Source organism: Amycolatopsis sp. NPDC088138 (genome assembly GCF_044741685.1).
Lineage (GTDB): Bacteria > Actinomycetota > Actinomycetes > Mycobacteriales > Pseudonocardiaceae > Amycolatopsis.
This window is the reverse complement of sequence record NZ_JBIUTB010000008.1, coordinates 157,122-173,639: the sequence shown is the minus strand read 5'-3', so window position 1 is coordinate 173,639 and position 16,518 is coordinate 157,122. Positions and strand designations below refer to the sequence as shown.

Here is a 16,518-nt window from a genome sequence, read left to right as displayed (position 1 = left end):
CGCATGCAGCTCAGCCCCGAGGACCGCATCGAGAACCGGGAAGCCTTCGCCGCCTTCCTCCGCGCCTTCCACGAAGACTTCCTCCGGCGCGGTCAGGAGTGGGAGAACCCGACCCTCGACCGCTTCCTGGAGGCACTCGCCGCCTGGGCCGCCGGTTCCGACGGCTGGTACCGCACCTTCGGCCAGGACCTGCCGCCCGACGGCGACTGGACGTTCTTCGCCCGCGCCCTGACCGCGGCGACCGTCTACGAGTGACGCCTCGATCCATGTCGGACCGGCACCGACAGGTGCTGAACAGGAAAGAAAGGGCGACGACCGGATTCTCCGGTAATATCACACCTTCGACCGGTCACTACGCGAAGGACTGAACGATATGGCCCAAGGCACGGTCAAGTGGTTCAACGCGGAGAAAGGCTTCGGCTTCATCTCGCAGGATGGAGGCCAAGGTGACGTGTTCGTTCACTACTCGGACATCGTGGGCCACGGCTTCCGCACCCTCGAGGAAAATCAACGAGTGGAGTTCGAGGTCGGCCAGGGGCAAAAAGGTCCGCTGGCCCAGAAAGTCCGTGCGGTCGTCGGAGGACCGGCCCTACTCGATCATGAGGAATACAGCTACCCACCACGAACGTTCAGCCAGAGACCCGGCTCCGAAAGCAGGCCACCGGCCCCTGCCGAAGAAATGATCATCCAGGTCTACCTGGAATCTCACGAAGGCGCTGACGAGATCGATGAGAGCCTTCTGGCGGTCCTTCAGGAGACGGGTTTCGAAATCGGCTACCGACCGCCACCTGTCATCGGTTCCTGGTTTCGCGGGTTCCGCGTGAAGGTGAAAAAGGCAGCCGCGTCCGACCAGTTCACCGATCTCGCTCTACGCGTGGAAAGGGCACTCGAACTCAGAGCCATCGACGGGCCGCAGGCGCAGATCGACTCCGCGGAGGCGGGCGCGGCCGCCGATCTCATCAGGGCGTTGGAGAAACAGACGAACGCCATGGTGCAGATTGGCTCGCTTCTGCTGATCAAGGTCGAAGGTGACCTGGTCGTTCGTAACCTGACACAGCGTGAACTCGCGTTCATTCAGAAGAACCCGGGAAGTGCCGCCAATGCGAAGGAGATCCTCGATCGCCTGCAAGGTTTGAGCACGGAGGACCTGCGCACGACCGACCTCATCCCCCCGCCAAAAAATGTCGTTGCACTCCCGGTGAGCACCACAACCCAAGCGGACAAAGCGACCCTGACCGGCCGAGTATGGGCGTCCGGCGACCTGCGCACCATCGCCGTGACCAATGCCGGCGCGGTTCCGGTGCGGAACGTCTGGGCCACCGTGGAAGGGCCCGCCGGGCATGTCGGCCTCAGCGTGTCGGAGGACGACCTGCCCCTCAGCCTCCTGTTGCCGGGACAGAGTGCGATGCTTGATCTGGTGGGCAACCGAAACGCGCATTCCGTCAGCGTCGCACTCCGTGGCGAAGGTCCGATCGGCGAAGCCGTGGAATGTGTCGTCGAAGTGGATTTCTAAGGCTCCGCACCCCCGTGGTCAGGTGATCGGGAAGGTGGTGCCGATGCCCATGCCGGTGATCCACTCCGGGACCGGCTCGTAGCTCGTCCATGCCAGCGGCAGTCCCGCCGCCACCTGGCCGATCAGCCAGCAGCGGACCTCGTGGCTGCCCGTGCCCGCGGTGTCCTCCAGTGCCTCGTGTCCGAGAGCGGCCACGGCGTCCGCGTCGCCTGAGGACAGGCGTGACAGGAACCATCTGTCCCACTCGGCGTTCACCCGCGCACCCGGGTCGCCGCCCATGGCGCGGACCCGGGGTTCGCGGGCCGCCGCGAAGGCGTGGACGTCCGCTCGGCCGTGGATCAGGGCCTCGCGACGCTCGCCCGCCACCGCCGGGTCGCGGGGGTCGTTCGACGGCAGCCAGTGCGACAGGCCGCCGCTCGCCGCGATCAGGACCCGGCCCGGGAAGTCCGCCGAACGCAGGGCCGCGCCCAGGGCGTGGCCCAGGGAAACGCAGCGGAGCAGGGAAGGCAACGGCGGCGCGGCCGTGTTGACGACCAGCGGCACCATCGGCAGCGACGTCCCGCCGGTGATCATCTCGTAGCTCTGCACGATGCCGTGGTCGACCGTCAGCGAGTACGACAGCGAGATGTCGAACCCGGCCGAGGTGAGGCCCGCGTGCAGCGGCCACGCCAGCGCCGACGCCACCGGCAGCGGGCCCTCCGTGCTGCCGTAGTCCCCGAACCCCGCCGCCTGCTCGACGCCCAGCACGAACGGCGGCATCACGTCGTAGAAGTTGCCGTGGAAGTGGTCCGGGCCGATCACGACGATCGCGTCCGGCGCCAGGTCCTCGACCGCGCGGCGGACCCGCTCGGCGTCACCGAGAAAGCGGCCGCCCGGACCGTCCACCCGGGACGGGGGCAGCAGTGTCGCGAAAGGACTGTGGGACATCCCGACGAAGCCCGCGATCTCGGCCATCAGGACGGCTCCTTCCCGGTCAGCAGCCAGGTGCGGTGGACGTCGAGGAACTCGCCGACCTTCTCCCACTGCGGCCAGTGCCCGGCGTCGTCGATGACGTGCAGCAGCGCGTCCGGCAGCCAGCCGAGCAGCAGGTCGGCCTCGTCGAGCCCGCCCGTCGGGTCGTGGCTCGTCCACAGCAGCAACGTCGGCGCCGTCACCTTCGACACCCACGACGGGTCCCACGCGAAGTCCTTGCGCACCTCCGGGTCCTGCAGCACGAGGGTGTTGGTGATCGCCTGGACGAACCCCGGCCGGGAGTAGATCCGGCGGCGCAGGTTCACCAGCTCGTCGGTGACCATCTCCTTGTGGTGGAACAGGAACTCGACCCGGCGGCGGACGGTGGCATCGCTCGGGTCGCGCACCGCCGCCATCGTGCTGTCGCGCATCCGGGCCATCACCTCGGGCTTGTTGGCGATGTTGCCCGGCGTGTTCAGCACGAGCCGGTTCACCCGGTCCGGGTGGTGCGCCGCGACCCACGCGACTACCCAGCCGCCGAGTGACTCCCCCGACAGGTGGGCCCGGTCGATGCCGAGAGTGTCCAAAAGGGACACGAGGTGCGCGGCGAGGACGTCGATCGTGTACGGCCGGTCCGGCAGGTCCGACCAGCCGTGGCCGACCATGTCGTAGACCGTGACGTGGAAGTCGCGGGCGAGCCCGGCCAGATCCCGCGCGTACGCCTCCAGGTGCCCGCCGGTCCCGTGCAGCAGCACGAGTTCCGGGCCGGTCCCCGCCTGCAGCACCCGGGTCCGCACGACCCCGCCGTCCAGGGGGACGTCGACGTAGCGCAGGGTGTGTTCCAGTTCGCCCAGCTCGCCCCAGATCCCGGCGTGCTCGGGGATCGGCGGACCCGACGGTTCGACGCGGGTTTCGTCCACTGTGGTCACTTTTCCTCCAGGTCGTCCATGGCGACGAGGCCCGCGCTCTCCCGGCGCCCCAGGCCGAACAGGCCGAGCAGCCTCGAGTTCTCGATGGTCAGGAACTCGACCGGGTGCTCGGCCGAGTCGTTGTAGTGCCGGTGCCAGGTCCACGGCGGGGTGTAGATGTACGACCCGGTCGTCCAGCTCACGACCTCGTCCTCGATCTCGCTGTGGCCGTCGCCCGCGATCACGAAGTGCACGGTCTCGTGGTGGTGGCGCTGCATGTCCGAGCTCTCGCCGGCCGGGATGACCTGCCGGAACAGCTCGAACGTCGTGGTCGGCAGGGTGCCGGCGACGCGCAGCGACGTCGGGTTCGGCACCGTGCCGGGCGGGATTTCGACGAGGTCCTCGTCGTGCACGACCAGCGGGCGCTGCTCGCCGGGGCGTACGACGTGGGCGATGCTCGCGAGGAAGTCGCTCATCGTGAACTCGGGTCCGGACGCGGACATGGTCTCCCCCTTCAGGCCGGGCATTCCGTGCGGCCGCCGTCGACCGTCAGCACCGTGCCGTTGACGTACCCTGCCTCGGCCGACGCCAGGAACGCGACCGCAGCCGCGACTTCGCCGGGCGCGGCGGCCCGCCCGGCCGGGATGTCGGCGAGGTCCTGGGCCATCGCGGTGGCGACGTCGATGCCCGCGGCGTCGGCCCGCCCGCGCACCACCTCCAGGCGGCGCGGGGTGAGCGTGGCGCCGACGGCGACGCAGTTGACCGTGACACCCCGGTCGGCGTACTCGCGGGCGGCCAGCTTCACCGCGGACGTCGTCGCCGAGCGCAGCACCGTCGACGCGGCGAGCGCCGGCTGCGGCTGACGCACCGCCGTCGACGTCGTGACGACGACCCGGCCGAACCCGCGCTCGGCCATCGCGGGCAGCGCGGCACGCATCAGCGCGAGCGGGCCGAGGAGCAGCAGGTCGAGGTCGTGGTGCCACTGCTCGGCGTCGATGTCGAAGACGCCGCCGGGCGCCGGGCCGCCGGTGTTGGCCACGACGACGTCGAGCGAGCCGTACTGCTCGCGCACCCGCGTCACGGCGTCGGCCGCAGCGGCGGGCACGGCCAGGTCGCAGACGCGGTAGCTCACCGCGCCGCCGAGTGCCGACGCCGTCTCGGCCAGGGTCTTTTCGGTGCGCCCGGCGAGCACGACCCGGTGCCCGGTGGCGAGCAGCGCGGCCGCGGCCGCGGCGCCGATCCCGCCGGCGCCACCACCGACGAACGCGACCCGGGGGCCGGGGTGCTGGTTGGTCTCCATGATGTGTCCTACATTCGGTCCATGAGCGAGACCGGCCAAGGATGAGTCCCACTGCCCGGGACTCCCGATCGGCTGAAGACGGGTCGGCGTCCGGCGCGCTCGAACGAGCGGCCGCCATCCTGGACGCCTTCGACGCCACCCACCGCGAGCTGCCGCTGGCCCGGCTCGTCGAGCGCTCGGGGCTGCCGCGCTCGACCGTGCACCGGACCGCGGCCCGGATGATCGAGCTGGGCTGGCTCGACAAGCCCGGGGACAAGTACCGGATCGGCACCCGGCTGTTCGAGCTCTCCGGCCTGGTCCCGGTCCGCCACGAGCTGCGCGAAGCCGTGCTGCCCTACCTGCAGGACCTCTACGCGGCGGCGCGCACGACCGTGCAGCTCGGCGTCCTCGACGGCACCCAGGTGCTGGTCGTCGAGAAGATCAGCGGGCACCGCCAGCTGCCGATGCTCGACCAGGTGGGCGGCTTCATCCCGGCGCACTGCTCCGGACTCGGCCGGGCGATCCTGGCCTGGTCGGACGCCGAAACCGTCGGCGCGGTCGTGGCGGCCGGGCTCACCCGCCGCACGCCCCGCACGATCACGACGTCCGATGCGCTCGAGCGCGAGCTGGCCACGGTGCACGAGCGCGGCTGGGCCTACGACCGCGAAGAGGGCAACGCCGGTATCAGCTGCGTCGCGGCGCCGATCTTCGACTTCACCGGCAACGTCACGGCCGCGCTGTCGGTCACCGGCCCCAGCGCCGCGGTGCTGCCGGACCGGATCGGGCCCGCCGTGCGGATGGCGGCCGCGGCGGCCAGCCGGGCGTACGCGGCCCGCCGCTGGGCGGTGGCGCGGCCCCGGCCCGAGCTGCCGTCCCAGTGACCAGGACTCCCGGTTGGCTCTCCGGCGCCGGGTGTTCCACGCTGTGGCCCACGCCGCGCCGGAGCTGCCCGGCACCGGCGCCGGAGGAGGAGAACCAGGCATGCACGTCGCGATCATCGGGGCCGGGCTCGCCGGGCTCACCACGGCCAAGGTGCTGCTGCAGGCGGGCCACAACGTCGAGGTCTTCGACCGGACCCCCGACGTCGGCGGCGTGTGGAGCCGGACCCGCCGCTACCCCGGCCTCACCACGCAGAGCCCCAAGGACCAGTACTCGTTCTCGGACTTCCCGATGCCCAAGGACTTCCCGGAGTGGCCCGAGGGCGCGCAGATCCAGCAGTACCTCGCGGCCTACGCCGACGTCTACGACGTCACGCCGCACCTGCGCCTGGAGACCACCGTCGAGTCGGTCGTCCCCGACGGCGCCCGCTGGGTGGTGACGACGGACTCCGGCGTGCCGGAGACGTTCGACCGGGTCGTCGTCGCCAACGGCGTGTTCTGCGAACCCGCGGTCCCGGACTACCCGGGACGCGCGGAGTTCGAGGCCGCCGGCGGGCGCGTCCTGGCCGGGAGCGAGTTCACCGACGTCGAAGAGGCACGCGGGAAGCACGCGCTGGTCGTCGGCTACGGGAAGTCGGCCTGCGACGTGACCGTGGCGATCAGCGAGGTCGCCGGGACCACCGACGTCATCGCCCGGCAGCTGCTGTGGAAGGTGCCGCGCAGGATCGCCGGGTTCCTCAACTTCAAGATGCTGCTGCTGACCCGGATGGGCGAGGCGCTGTTCCGCTACCGGTGGCTGCGCGGGTTCGAGAAGTTCCTGCACGGACCGGGAAACCGGCTGCGCGCGTCGATGCTGAACTCCGTCGGCTCGGTGTCGGTGCGCCAGTTCCGGTTGCGGCAGCACGATCTCCTGCCGCCGGGGAAGATGGAGGACATCGTCAAGGGCGCGATCGGCCTGGCCACCGAAGGGTTCTTCGAAGGCGTGGCCGGCGGTTCGATCCGGGTCCGCCGTGACCAGGTGATCACCCGGCTGCGGGGCGGCGACCGGCCGTCCGCCGAACTGGCCGACGGCACGGTGCTGCCCGCCGACCTGGTCGTCTGCGCGACCGGCTTCACCCAGGGTGTGCCGTTCCTGGACGAGACCGTGCGGAAGCAGCTGTTCGACGAGCGCGGGAACTTCCTGCTGTACCGCCAGATCCAGCCGCTGCGGGCGCCGGGGCTGTACTTCAACGGCTACAACTCGTCGTTCTTCAGCCCGCTCAACGCCGAGATGGCGGCGCTGTGGATCGCGGCCGACCTCGCGGGCGCGCTGACGCTGCCGGACGTCGAGACGCGGCACGCGGACGTCGTCGGGCAGCTCGCGTTCCTGGACGTCGCGACCGGGGCGCACCACTGCCGCGGCACGAAGATCATCCCGTTCTCCATCCACAACGTCGACGAGGTGCTCGGCGACCTCGGCCTGCAGATCCCCCGGTTCACCCGGGCGACGCACTGGCTGAACCCGGTTTCCCCGGCGGCGTACCGGAAACTGACCCCCGAGCTGCTCGCCCGGCTCGCGACCGCCCACGAACCCGCGTCCCTGTAGGAGGATCCCGATGGACACCGCCCCGAAGACCGGCCACCACGTCATCCACCCGGGCGACGGCACGAACCTCGGCGCGATCGGGCTGGGCATCCACGCCCGGCTCACCGGCGCCGACACGAACGGCGCGTACTCGCTGTTCGAGTACGTCGTGCCGCCGGGCCTCGGCGGGCCGCCGACCCACATCCACAGCCGTGAGGACGAGCTGTTCACGTGCGTCCAGGGCCGCGTCGAGGTCGAGCTGGACGGCGAGCGGCACGTCCTCGGGCAGGGTGACTCGCTGCTGATGCCGCGCGGGGTACCGCACGTGTTCCGCAACCCGTTCGACGAGGAGACCCGGATCGTCGCGGTGGTTTCCCCGCCGGGGCTGGAGAACTACTACAAGGAACTGAGCGAGCTGCCGCCCGGGCGCGACATGAAGCTGGTCGCGCAGGTGATGACCCGCTACGGCCTCTCCCTGCAGAAATGACGGCTCACGAGGAGATGGTGGCCGCGATGTGCGCGGCCGTCGACGCCGGCGACGCCGAGGCGTTCGGCTCCTGGTTCGCCGACGACGCGACGTACACCTTCGGCAACGGCGAAACCCTGTCGGGCCGCGACGCGATCGTCGCGGCCACGGCGGGCGCCGCGGGCGCGCTGCCCTGGGTCCGGCACACGGTGGACCAGGTCGCTGCCCTGGGCGACCAGCTGTTCTGCCGCTTCACGATCGAGACGGAGTCCCCGGACGGCAAGCCGCTCGCGCTGCCGTGCGTCACCGTGATCTGGCTCGACGGGCCGCGGATCGCCGACTACCGCGTCCACATGGACATCTCACCGGCGTTCGCCTGAGCCCGGCCCGGCTGTGACCTGAGTCACCTCTGCTCCGGTTCCCGGAACCCGTTCGCGGGTTCGGAGAACAGCAGATGACACTGGCCGGAGCGAGAGGCGGGCGATGACCCCGGAGAACCCCGAAGACGACGACGCGAGCGTGCTGGCACGCTCCCGGGACGAGCCGAGCCTGTTCGCGGTCATCTTCGACCGCCACGCCCGGCACATCCACCGCTACCTGGTCCGGCGGCTCGGCCCGTCGGCCGCGGACGACGTGCTCGCGGACACGTTCCTCATCGCGTTCGGCAAGCGCGCGAAGTTCGACCCGTCGCGGCCGGACGCGCGGCCGTGGCTCTACGGCATCGCCACGAACCTCGTCTCGCGCCGCCGCCGGATGGAGGTGCGCGAGCTGAAGCTCCGGCTGGCCCTCGGGCCGCCGGCGGTGGAGGACGGCCATGCCGACCGGGTCGCCGACCGCGTGAGCGCGCAGGCCCTCGGCGCGAAGCTCGACCGGGCGCTGGCCGTGCTGCGCCCCCGCGAGCGGGACGTCCTGCTGCTCGTCGCCGCCGAAGGGCTGGGCTACCAGGAGGTCGCCGAAGCCCTGTCCATTCCCGTGGGCACCGTGAAGTCGCGGCTCAGCCGCGCCCGGGCCCGCGTCCGTGCCGAACTCGGCGCCGCCGCCCTCGTGAAGGAGACCTCGCACCATGGATGAGCTGGACCTGATCCGCGAACGCGCGGAGGCCGTCGGCTTCGCGACGGCGGAGGACCTCGCGCCGGTCCGGGCCCGGCTCGTGGCCGCGACCCGGACCGGACGGCCCGCTCGCTCTCGCCGGTGGTTCTGGGCCGCCGGCGCCACGACGATCGGCCTGGCCGCGGCGATCACCGCCGTCGTCACCCTGACCCCGGCCGCCCGGATCGGGGTGGGGGCCGGCGTCGCGAACGCCGACCCGGTGAAGGTGCTGACCGAAGCGGCCGGCGCGGCGCTCACGGAACCGGCGACCGCGCCGCGCCCGGACCAGTTCCTCTACGTGAAGACGGAGTACCCGGGCCATCAGACACGCGAGGTCTGGTTCTCGGTGGACGGCACCCGTGACGGCTTGGTCGGCGACACGAAGATCCCCGGCTGCCGGGACGGGAAGGCGCCCGTCTACGGCGCGAACGACCCGAAGCTCGAAGGCACCCTGGAGGACTGCGTGCCCTCCCCCGCCTACCGGGCGGACCTGCCGACGACGGCCGACGCCATGCTCGACTACCTCTTGGCCCACTACAGCGGCAAGAAGGGCGACACCAACGCGCTCGGCAAGGACGTGATCAACCTGGTGGTCGAGCGGGCCCTCCCGCCCGGGGCCTACGCCGCGCTGTTCGAAGCGGCGGCGAAGGTGCCGGGCCTGGAGGCCCTCGACCACGTCACGGACGGTGCCGGACGCCCCGGGGTCGGCATCACCTGGCCGGTTCCGGGCGGCTCGTCGCCGGACGCGAAGCCGCTGGTGTTCGTCTTCGACGCCGCCACGCACCGGTACCTGGGCACGAACACCAGCGCGGTGGTGGTGAAGACCTTCGTCGACCAGGCCGGGCAGCGCCCCTGACCGCCCCAAGGTCAGTCGAGGCCGGTGCGGCCCTCGGCCCAGTAGGCCTTGCCCTTCAGGTCGCGGGGTGGCACCGGCCAGGTCCGGCTGTCGCGCCGCACCGCGTGGACCGTCGCCGCGTCACCCGTGACCACCAGGGTGCCCGGCCCGGCGGCCGCCGCCAGGCGCAGCAGTTCGGCGCGGTCGGCCGTCTTCTCGACGACCTGCGCGTCGAGGCCCAGGCCGGCCAGGACCTCGGTCAGCCCGGCCGGATCGCGCGCCTCGAAGACGTGGGACACCTCGGCGGTCACGGTCCGCAGCGCGCAGGCGAGGGCGACGCTGGACTCGTCCCCGACGAAGACGACGGGACCGGCGGGGTCACGCAGGTCGATCGACTTGCGCGGGCCGAACACCTCGCACGTGTCCCCGGCCGCGACCTGCCGCAGCCACTGGGCCGCCGGACCGTCGCCGTGGGTGAAGCCGAGCAGTTCCGTCACCCCGCGCCCGGCGTCCCAGCTCACCGGGGTGTACGTGCGCAGGCTCAGCGTGCCCCGCCGCGGCCGGAACTGCAGCTTCGCCCCGGGCACCCAGGTCGCCTTCCGGAAGGCGTCGGCCGCCAGCTCCACGCGTACGAAGTCGCCAGGCAGCCGGGTGACCCCGGCGACCCGGGCGGTGTCCAGCATCATGCCGCCGGCCAGATCGGCGAGGCGTTCGAGTGCGGTCATCGTGCTCCTTCTCGACGTCCCCATGGACATCTCACGAACTCTGGACGGGCTCGGGTACCGTTTAACGAACGGGTATTGCGGCCCCACGGCGACAGTCCTAGCGTGTGCCCCGACCGTTGACCGGACTGGGGGTCCCATGCCACGCCGTCGCTATTTCGTCATGTCCATCGGAGCGGTGCTCGCCGCCGGAATGCTGGTCTCGCCACCCGCGGACGCCGCGGCCGGGCCCACCACCCTGCCCGCGAGCCAGTACACGCTCAGCGCGAACTACACCCAGTTCGACGCCGTCAACACCGCGCTCGTCTCGACGCTCGGAACCGCCGCCGTGCACACGGTGATGGACAACGCGAACCACGACCGGACCGGCCTGCCGTCGTCGTTCGCCCCGGCCGGCCTGTCGACCGGGTTCCAGTTCGACAGCACGGACAACTCCGACTGCGCGAACTACCCGCAGGGCATCACGACCAGCCGGGACGCCGTCGGCACCGCGAACAGCGGCAACTACGACGGCCACCAGCTCGTCGCCGTCAGCTGGTACACCAAGGCCTCCTGCACCGGCGCGCAGGAGCGCAGCCGGATCACGCTGGTCGACTGGGACGCCACCTACCCCAACAAGTACCGCAAGATCCTGCTGGTGCAGCCCACCGGCACCGCGGCGGCGCCCGACTTCAAGGACATCCCGATCCACGCGGGCGGCGTCTCCTGGTACGGCGACTACCTGTACGTCGCCGACACCGGGCACGGCATGCGCGTGTTCGACATGCGCAAGATCCTCAAGACGAACACCGGTGGCACCGCCGACCAGATCGGCCACCAGACCGGCAGTACTTATTACGCGCACAACTACGCGTACGTCCTGCCGCAGGTCGGCACCATCACCGCGAACACGACGTCCGGCACCAGCCTCGCCTGGTCGTCGATCTCGCTGGACCGGGTCAGCAAGTCGATCGTGATGGCCGAGTACACCTGCGCGTCCGGCTGCACGGACTACCCGAACCGCGCCCCGCGCGCCGTCCGCTTCCCGTTCGCTTCGGGCGCGACGACGTTCGCCGCGACGACGACCGCGAGCCAGGCGCTGCAGCTGCCCTGGTACAAGCTCAACGGAGTCGCGTCCCACAACGGGCGCTGGTGGTTCAACTCGTCCGGGGACAAGAAGCTCTACTACTGGACCTCGGCGACCGGCTCGGCCACGCACACCTGGGTGGGCAGCGGCGAGAGCATCTCGTACTGGGAGGACTCGGCCAACGCCGACCTGCTGTGGAGCCTGCAGGAGGGCGCCGGCAGCCGGAACGTCTTCGCCGTCACGCAGGCCACCTACGGCGCCTGACGTACGCTGGGCGAAACGGGCGAACCAGATTGTCGGGAGTAACCAGTGACGGCGAGGCTCAAGCAGCTGCTCGTCGTGCTGCTGATCCTCCTCGGCACGGCGACCGGCGCGACCTCCTGGGACGCGCCGGTCGCCGCCGCCGGGCCCTCGGCGTCCACACAGGACACGGCGTCCGAGCGGCACGCCGTCCTGCGGGTCTCGGCGACGGCACCCCAGCTGTCCGCGCCGGCCCCGCACCCGGGGTGGGCGGTCCACCCGCCCTCGCCGGAATCCTCGACACCGCAACGGGTCGGCCGTGTCCTGGACGCGCCCGGCACCCGATCGGCCGTCTCACTCCCCACCGCGCAGTCCACCCGGGCGCCGCCCGCTCGGTGAACGCTCCCTGTTCACCGTTTCCGAAGTGAGGACTGCGTTGTGCCCTTTGCCGTGCTCGTTTTGCTGTCCGCGGTCGTCGTGGCCGCGGTCGGCCTGATCGTGAAGATGCTCCGTGACGACGAACCCCTGATGGGCGGGTTCGCGCTCTGCCTGCTGGTCGGCCCGGGCGCCGTGCTGGCGTTCCTGCACGTGGCCCTGGACGGCTGACGTCGGTGCGGGGCCGGGCTCCCGGTCCCGCACCCTTCCGTCGTCAGCCGGCGGTCTTGACGAGCGGCGCGTCCCGCGACAGCTCCCGGAACCCGACGCCGTAGTACAGGCCACGTGCCTTGGGATGGCCTGGCGCGCCCAGGCAGGCGACCGTCGCGTGGGTGGCGCCGGCGTCGCGCGCCCGCCGCATCGCGTGCAGCAGCATCGCCCTGGCCAGGCCCAGTCGCCGATGGGCAGGATGGGTCCCGACCGGCTCGAACTCGACGGTCTTGTTCACCTCGTCGAACCACATGATCGCCGACGCCGCCATCGTCCCGTCCGGCGCCTCGACCAGCACGTGCAGGTCGCCGCGATAGCCCGCGGTGCGCCGGAGGTCCTGGTAGGCCTCGACCGTGTACGCCGAGCGAGGCCAGGCGTCGACGTGGGCCTGGACCACGGCTTCCGGGCCGGCCTCGTCGGCGGTGCGGAACCGGAAGCCGTCCGCCAGCGCCGGTGGTTCGACGTCGGTGAGGTCCCGTTCGTTGAGCTGGGTCCAGGATCCGGTGTCGCCGAGTGAACCCGGGTCCGTCTCGTAGCCGTGCGCCGTCCACCGCTCCAAGCCGAACTCGTCGGCGGCGCACGGCAGCGCCGTGCGTTCGAGGCCCGCCGCCGTGGTGTCGTACCAGTCGATCACGTCGTCGACGAGGCCGGCGTGCCCGGGATGGACCTGGTGCGCCAGGCACGCCTCGGTGACGTCCTTCACCGTGCCGTCGCGGCGCCGCACCTGGTGCGGCATCCGGGCCCAGCCCCACGCGACCAAGTCGTCGCCGGAGAACCACAGCCGGCGGAACCAGCCGTCGCCGTAGGCGGCGTGCCCCTTGCCCCAGTTCCAGGCCAGCTCGCCGTACGACGTGTCGCCGTTCACCAGGTCCAGGCGGGTGGCGGTGATCCGCTGCGCCAGGCCCTGCATGAGCCGGACGTCGGCGGCGGTCAGCAGCTCGGCGTTCCCCATGGTGCGCATGGTCGCAGGACTCCGCGAAACCGTCGAATCCTTTACCCGGGGTCGGCGTCCGGGGCCGGTGCAGCTCGAGGACGACGATCTCGTTGACTTCCCGGCGCCACAACGGTTTCGAGGCGTACAGCGTGCGCTGCGGGCCGGCTCCCCAGGTTGAACCCGTTGAGCCACAACCGCAGGCGCGACAGGTCGTCAGCCGGCCCATGGCGTCGACCAGGATGGCTCCTGGCACCGCGTCGGCCGTCCGGGAAGCGCGACCGGCGCCGGCTCAGCCGCCGTGGACAGTCAGCCCCACGCCCGCGGCCAAGCGGTACGGCCGAGTGTCCACAATGGCCCCCAGCAGCCGCCTCAGCCGGGAGACCTCCGCGCGCACCGTCACCAGGTGCTCGGCGTCCCCGTACAGCGCCCGGCTCAACGCCTCCGCCGAAAGACCAGCGGGCCCCGCCGCGCGCAGGTACCCCAGGATCTCCGCGTGCCGTGGGGTCAGCGGGCGGCACCAGCCCGTGTCGCCGGACCGCATGCGCAGCATCGGCGCCGCGCTCAGGTCGAGGTCCAGCCACACCCGGCGCTCGGTGTCGGCCGGGCGCACGAGCCAGCCGTCCGCCAGCCGCTCGGGCAGGCACGCACCCAGGCCCGGCACCGCCAGCACCTGCCCCTCCGACGGCGCGGCGATCCGCTCCCCCGGCGCGATGCCGACGGCGTGGGCGACCCAGCCGTCGTCGTCGACCAGGAGGGCGGGGCCGGCCAGTACCGGTTCCGCCGTGCGCCGGAGGCGGTCGAGGCGTTGCTGGTGGTGGCGCCACAGCTCGGACTCGGCCAGCCTGCGCCCGGTCTCCACCAGCGCGCCGATCGCCGGGTGCAGCGTCAGCGCCGGACCGCTGACGTCGATCACCCCGAGCAGCTCGCCGGTGCGCGGGTCGTGCACCGGCGAGGCCGTGCAGTACCAGGGGTGCTGGTTCTGCTCGAAGTGCTCGCCCGCCAGCAGCTCCACCGGCGCGGCCTCGGCGAGCGCGGTGCCGATCGCGTTGGTGCCGACGCGGGCTTCGCGCCAGTCCGCGCCCTCGGCGAACCCCAGGGTGTCGGCCTGCCGCCGGATGCGCGGCGATCCCTCGCGCCACAGGATGACCCCCTCGGCGTCGGTCACCACCAGGAGCGTGTTCGCCGTGTCGAGGACCTGCCCGAGCTCGTCGATCACGTGCCGCAACGGCGAAGCGCGCCGGCGCCGCGCGACCTCGTCGAGCGGGACCGAGTCACGCCGGTTGATGCCGTCGGCGGCGAGGCCCAGGCTCAGCGCGCGGGTCCACGAACGGGACACCAGCGGCCGCGGCCGGACCCGCGGGCGGCCACCGCCGATCACGGCCTCGTGCATCCGGACGAGGTCACGTGCGTGCGCCGGGAGGCTGGCACCGGGCGGTAGGGAGCTGTGCACGCCCATGGGCCACCTCCGCACCGTCGCGTCGGCCCACCAGCCTAGATCCGCTCGCCGGGTAGGCCAAGGGCGTGCAACACGGTGCAACCCTTGCCGCCACGGTTCACCCAGGCGTGTGATCGGGGGCACAGTCGACGCTTGGGAGTGCTCATGACACAGACGGTGGATCGGACGGCCGCGACGGACACCCCGCAGGCCCGGGTCGACGCCTGGCTGAACCGGTTCGAAACGGCCCTCGCGGCCCGCGACGTCGAAGCCGCCGCCGCGCTCTTCGCCGTCGACAGCTTCTGGCGCGACCTGGTCGCCTTCACCTGGACGATCAAGACGGTCGAAGGCCGCGACGGCGTGACCGGCCTGCTGGAAGCCACCCTCGACGAGATCGGCCCGTCCGGGTTCCGCACCACCGAGCCGCCGACCGAGGCCGACGGCGTCACCGAGGCGTGGATCGAGTTCGAGACCGCGACCGGCCGTGCGAAGGGCCACCTGCGGCTGAAGGACGAGGGCGCGTGGACGCTGCTGACCAGCCTGCGCGAGCTCAAGGGCTTCGAAGAGCGGCAGCGCGACCGGCGCGCGAAGGGCGTCGAGCACGGGGTCGTCCGCGGCCGGTCGTCCTGGGCCGAGAAGCGCGCCGAGGAAGAGGCCAGCCTCGGCTACGCGCAGCAGCCGTACGTCGTGGTCATCGGCGGCGGCCAGGGCGGGATCGCGCTGGGTGCGCGGCTGCGCCAGCTCGACGTCCCGGCGCTGGTCCTGGAGCGCAACGCGCGGGCCGGCGACTCGTGGCGCAAGCGCTACAAGAACCTCTGCCTGCACGACCCGGTCTGGTACGACCACCTCCCCTACCTGCCGTTCCCGGAGAACTGGCCGGTGTTCGCGCCGAAGGACAAGATCGCCGACTGGCTGGAGATGTACACGCAGCTGATGGAGGTGCCGTACTGGACGAGCACCGAGGTCACGTCGGCCAAGTGGGACGAGACCGCCCAGCAGTGGCTGGTGAACGTCGTCCGCGACGGCGAGGAGCTGGTGCTGACGCCGCGGCACGTCGTGTTCGCGACCGGGATGTCCGGCAAGCCGAACCTCCCGGCGTTCCCGGGGATGGACGAGTTCGCGGGCGACCAGCACCACTCGTCGCGGCACCCCGGCCCGGACGCCTACGCGGGCAAGAAGGCGGTCGTCGTCGGGTCCAACAACTCCGCGCACGACATCTGCGCGGCGCTGTGGGAGCACGGCGCCGAGGTCACGATGATCCAGCGGTCCTCGACGCACATCGTGAAGTCGGCTTCGCTGATGGACCTGGGCCTGGGCGACCTGTACTCGGAACGCGCGGTCGCCGCGGGCGTCACCACCGACAAGGCGGACATGATCTTCGCGTCGATCCCCTACCGGATCATGGCGCAGTTCCAGACCCCGGTGTACGACGCGATCCGCGAGCGCGACCAGGACTTCTACGAGCGTCTCGAGAAGGCCGGTTTCCGGCACGACTGGGGTGACGACGGGTCCGGCCTGTTCATGAAGTACCTGCGGCGCGGCTCCGGCTACTACATCGACGTCGGCGCGGCCGAGCTGGTCGCCGACGGGAAGATCAAGCTGGCGCACGGCCAGGTCGACCACCTGACGCGCGACGCCGTGGTGCTGGAGGACGGCACCGAGCTGGCGGCCGACCTGGTCGTCTACGCCACCGGCTACGGCTCGATGAACGGGTGGGTCGCCGACCTGGTCGGCCAGGAGACCGCCGACCGCGTCGGCAAGTGCTGGGGCCTGGGCTCGGCGACGACCAAGGACCCGGGGCCGTGGGAGGGCGAGCAGCGCAACATGTGGAAGCCCACCCAGCAGGAGGGCTTGTGGTTCCACGGCGGCAACCTGCACCAGTCGCGGCACTACTCGCTCTACCTGGCGTTGCAGCTGAAGGCGCGGTACGAGGGCATCCCGACGCCGGTGTACGGCCTGCAGGAGGTGCACCACAAGGCGTGAACCGTTCCGG

General features: G+C 71.6%; 18 protein-coding genes and 1 pseudogene. 12 read left to right on the top strand and 7 right to left on the bottom strand.

From position 1 onward, the window contains the following. Nucleotides 1–3: 3 nt before the first annotated feature. Together ACIOD2_RS41850 and ACIOD2_RS41845 are read left to right on the top strand one after the other, a co-directional pair. The gene (locus tag ACIOD2_RS41850; protein WP_400550935.1) at nucleotides 4–255 is read left to right on the top strand and encodes a hypothetical protein; all 252 of its coding nucleotides are present in this window, start codon (nucleotides 4–6) and stop codon (nucleotides 253–255) included. Nucleotides 256–373: 118 nt separating this feature from the next. Continuing rightward, nucleotides 374–574, top strand: a pseudogene (locus tag ACIOD2_RS41845) (cold-shock protein); the annotation flags it as partial. Nucleotides 575–1,531: 957 nt separating this feature from the next. Here the strand turns inward: ACIOD2_RS41845 and ACIOD2_RS41840 are convergent. Genes ACIOD2_RS41840 through ACIOD2_RS41825 form a run of 4 tightly spaced genes read right to left on the bottom strand, consistent with a single transcriptional unit; the run spans nucleotide 1,532 to nucleotide 4,672 of the window. Continuing rightward, nucleotides 1,532–2,467, bottom strand: a complete 936-nt coding sequence (locus tag ACIOD2_RS41840; protein ID WP_400550934.1) for a 2,3-dihydroxyphenylpropionate 1,2-dioxygenase — start codon at nucleotides 2,465–2,467, stop codon at nucleotides 1,532–1,534. Beyond that, nucleotides 2,467–3,393 carry an alpha/beta fold hydrolase gene (locus tag ACIOD2_RS41835; RefSeq protein ID WP_400550933.1) on the bottom strand — a complete coding sequence of 309 codons (927 nt, stop codon included), beginning with the start codon at nucleotides 3,391–3,393 and terminating at the stop codon, nucleotides 2,467–2,469. Before ACIOD2_RS41835 ends, ACIOD2_RS41840 begins: the two co-directional genes overlap by 1 nt. Further along, complete coding sequence (locus ACIOD2_RS41830; RefSeq protein ID WP_400550932.1) at nucleotides 3,390–3,875, bottom strand: cupin domain-containing protein; 486 nt, start codon at nucleotides 3,873–3,875, stop codon at nucleotides 3,390–3,392. Before ACIOD2_RS41830 ends, ACIOD2_RS41835 begins: the two co-directional genes overlap by 4 nt. An 11-nt stretch (nucleotides 3,876–3,886) precedes the next feature. Next, a complete protein-coding gene (locus ACIOD2_RS41825; protein WP_400550931.1) occupies nucleotides 3,887–4,672 on the bottom strand; it encodes an SDR family oxidoreductase in 786 nt (261 codons plus the stop codon). A 41-nt stretch (nucleotides 4,673–4,713) separates the two neighbouring features. On the opposite strand from ACIOD2_RS41825, the gene ACIOD2_RS41820 reads away from it, so the two are divergent. From ACIOD2_RS41820 to ACIOD2_RS41795, 6 genes are all read left to right on the top strand, one after another. Then, nucleotides 4,714–5,532, top strand: coding sequence for an IclR family transcriptional regulator (locus ACIOD2_RS41820; protein ID WP_400550930.1), 819 nt, complete (start codon nucleotides 4,714–4,716; stop codon nucleotides 5,530–5,532). A 100-nt stretch (nucleotides 5,533–5,632) separates the two neighbouring features. Next, entirely contained in the window at nucleotides 5,633–7,114 is a 1,482-nt protein-coding gene (locus tag ACIOD2_RS41815; RefSeq protein ID WP_400550929.1) for a flavin-containing monooxygenase, read from the top strand. A gap of 10 nt (nucleotides 7,115–7,124) precedes the next feature. Then, the gene (locus ACIOD2_RS41810) at nucleotides 7,125–7,580 is read left to right on the top strand and encodes a cupin domain-containing protein (protein ID WP_392774747.1); all 456 of its coding nucleotides are present in this window, start codon (nucleotides 7,125–7,127) and stop codon (nucleotides 7,578–7,580) included. Next, nucleotides 7,577–7,939 (top strand): nuclear transport factor 2 family protein, encoded by a 363-nt coding sequence (locus ACIOD2_RS41805; protein ID WP_400550928.1) that lies wholly within the window; start codon nucleotides 7,577–7,579, stop codon nucleotides 7,937–7,939. Before ACIOD2_RS41810 ends, ACIOD2_RS41805 begins: the two co-directional genes overlap by 4 nt. A gap of 103 nt (nucleotides 7,940–8,042) precedes the next feature. Beyond that, nucleotides 8,043–8,630, top strand: coding sequence for an RNA polymerase sigma factor (locus tag ACIOD2_RS41800; RefSeq protein ID WP_400550927.1), 588 nt, complete (start codon nucleotides 8,043–8,045; stop codon nucleotides 8,628–8,630). Then, the gene (locus ACIOD2_RS41795) at nucleotides 8,623–9,504 is read left to right on the top strand and encodes a CU044_5270 family protein (protein ID WP_400550926.1); all 882 of its coding nucleotides are present in this window, start codon (nucleotides 8,623–8,625) and stop codon (nucleotides 9,502–9,504) included. Before ACIOD2_RS41800 ends, ACIOD2_RS41795 begins: the two co-directional genes overlap by 8 nt. Nucleotides 9,505–9,515: 11 nt before the next feature. On the opposite strand, the gene ACIOD2_RS41790 is transcribed toward ACIOD2_RS41795, so the two are convergent. Beyond that, nucleotides 9,516–10,208 (bottom strand): siderophore-interacting protein, encoded by a 693-nt coding sequence (locus ACIOD2_RS41790; protein WP_400550925.1) that lies wholly within the window; start codon nucleotides 10,206–10,208, stop codon nucleotides 9,516–9,518. A 160-nt stretch (nucleotides 10,209–10,368) separates the two neighbouring features. Between ACIOD2_RS41790 and ACIOD2_RS41785 the strand changes: the two genes are divergently transcribed. Genes ACIOD2_RS41785 through ACIOD2_RS41775 form a run of 3 tightly spaced genes read left to right on the top strand, consistent with a single transcriptional unit; the run spans nucleotide 10,369 to nucleotide 12,117 of the window. Continuing rightward, entirely contained in the window at nucleotides 10,369–11,535 is a 1,167-nt protein-coding gene (locus ACIOD2_RS41785) for a hypothetical protein (RefSeq protein ID WP_400550924.1), read from the top strand. Between the two features lie 45 nt (nucleotides 11,536–11,580). Further along, the gene (locus tag ACIOD2_RS41780) at nucleotides 11,581–11,910 is read left to right on the top strand and encodes a hypothetical protein (protein ID WP_400550923.1); all 330 of its coding nucleotides are present in this window, start codon (nucleotides 11,581–11,583) and stop codon (nucleotides 11,908–11,910) included. A gap of 39 nt (nucleotides 11,911–11,949) precedes the next feature. Beyond that, nucleotides 11,950–12,117: a hypothetical protein gene (locus ACIOD2_RS41775; protein WP_400550922.1), complete on the top strand. Its 168-nt coding sequence runs from the start codon at nucleotides 11,950–11,952 to the stop codon at nucleotides 12,115–12,117. A gap of 43 nt (nucleotides 12,118–12,160) precedes the next feature. On the opposite strand, the gene ACIOD2_RS41770 is transcribed toward ACIOD2_RS41775, so the two are convergent. Continuing rightward, a complete protein-coding gene (locus tag ACIOD2_RS41770) occupies nucleotides 12,161–13,108 on the bottom strand; it encodes a GNAT family N-acetyltransferase (protein ID WP_400550921.1) in 948 nt (315 codons plus the stop codon). A gap of 271 nt (nucleotides 13,109–13,379) precedes the next feature. After that, nucleotides 13,380–14,546 (bottom strand): GAF domain-containing protein, encoded by a 1,167-nt coding sequence (locus ACIOD2_RS41765; RefSeq protein WP_400550920.1) that lies wholly within the window; start codon nucleotides 14,544–14,546, stop codon nucleotides 13,380–13,382. A gap of 144 nt (nucleotides 14,547–14,690) precedes the next feature. Here ACIOD2_RS41765 and ACIOD2_RS41760 point away from each other — a divergent pair, with 144 nt between their 5' ends. After that, nucleotides 14,691–16,508: a flavin-containing monooxygenase gene (locus ACIOD2_RS41760; RefSeq protein WP_400550919.1), complete on the top strand. Its 1,818-nt coding sequence runs from the start codon at nucleotides 14,691–14,693 to the stop codon at nucleotides 16,506–16,508. The last annotated feature ends 10 nt before the right edge of the window (nucleotides 16,509–16,518 follow it).

Excerpts from the sequence above, each read along its gene's own strand:
- ACIOD2_RS41785 (WP_400550924.1), top strand. The coding sequence starts at position 10,369 with ATGTCCATCGGAGCGGTGCTCGCCGCCGGAATGCTGGTCTCGCCACCC.
- ACIOD2_RS41790 (WP_400550925.1), bottom strand. The coding sequence starts at position 10,208 with ATGACCGCACTCGAACGCCTCGCCGATCTGGCCGGCGGCATGATGCTG.
- ACIOD2_RS41830 (WP_400550932.1), bottom strand. The coding sequence starts at position 3,875 with ATGTCCGCGTCCGGACCCGAGTTCACGATGAGCGACTTCCTCGCGAGC.
- ACIOD2_RS41850 (WP_400550935.1), top strand. The coding sequence starts at position 4 with ATGCAGCTCAGCCCCGAGGACCGCATCGAGAACCGGGAAGCCTTCGCC.
- ACIOD2_RS41805 (WP_400550928.1), top strand. The coding sequence starts at position 7,577 with ATGACGGCTCACGAGGAGATGGTGGCCGCGATGTGCGCGGCCGTCGAC.
- ACIOD2_RS41815 (WP_400550929.1), top strand. The coding sequence starts at position 5,633 with ATGCACGTCGCGATCATCGGGGCCGGGCTCGCCGGGCTCACCACGGCC.
- ACIOD2_RS41840 (WP_400550934.1), bottom strand. The coding sequence starts at position 2,467 with ATGGCCGAGATCGCGGGCTTCGTCGGGATGTCCCACAGTCCTTTCGCG.
- ACIOD2_RS41825 (WP_400550931.1), bottom strand. The coding sequence starts at position 4,672 with ATGGAGACCAACCAGCACCCCGGCCCCCGGGTCGCGTTCGTCGGTGGT.
- ACIOD2_RS41765 (WP_400550920.1), bottom strand. The coding sequence starts at position 14,546 with ATGGGCGTGCACAGCTCCCTACCGCCCGGTGCCAGCCTCCCGGCGCAC.
- ACIOD2_RS41820 (WP_400550930.1), top strand. The coding sequence starts at position 4,714 with ATGAGTCCCACTGCCCGGGACTCCCGATCGGCTGAAGACGGGTCGGCG.
- ACIOD2_RS41800 (WP_400550927.1), top strand. The coding sequence starts at position 8,043 with ATGACCCCGGAGAACCCCGAAGACGACGACGCGAGCGTGCTGGCACGC.
- ACIOD2_RS41770 (WP_400550921.1), bottom strand. The coding sequence starts at position 13,108 with ATGGGGAACGCCGAGCTGCTGACCGCCGCCGACGTCCGGCTCATGCAG.
- ACIOD2_RS41795 (WP_400550926.1), top strand. The coding sequence starts at position 8,623 with ATGGATGAGCTGGACCTGATCCGCGAACGCGCGGAGGCCGTCGGCTTC.
- ACIOD2_RS41760 (WP_400550919.1), top strand. The coding sequence starts at position 14,691 with ATGACACAGACGGTGGATCGGACGGCCGCGACGGACACCCCGCAGGCC.
- ACIOD2_RS41810 (WP_392774747.1), top strand. The coding sequence starts at position 7,125 with ATGGACACCGCCCCGAAGACCGGCCACCACGTCATCCACCCGGGCGAC.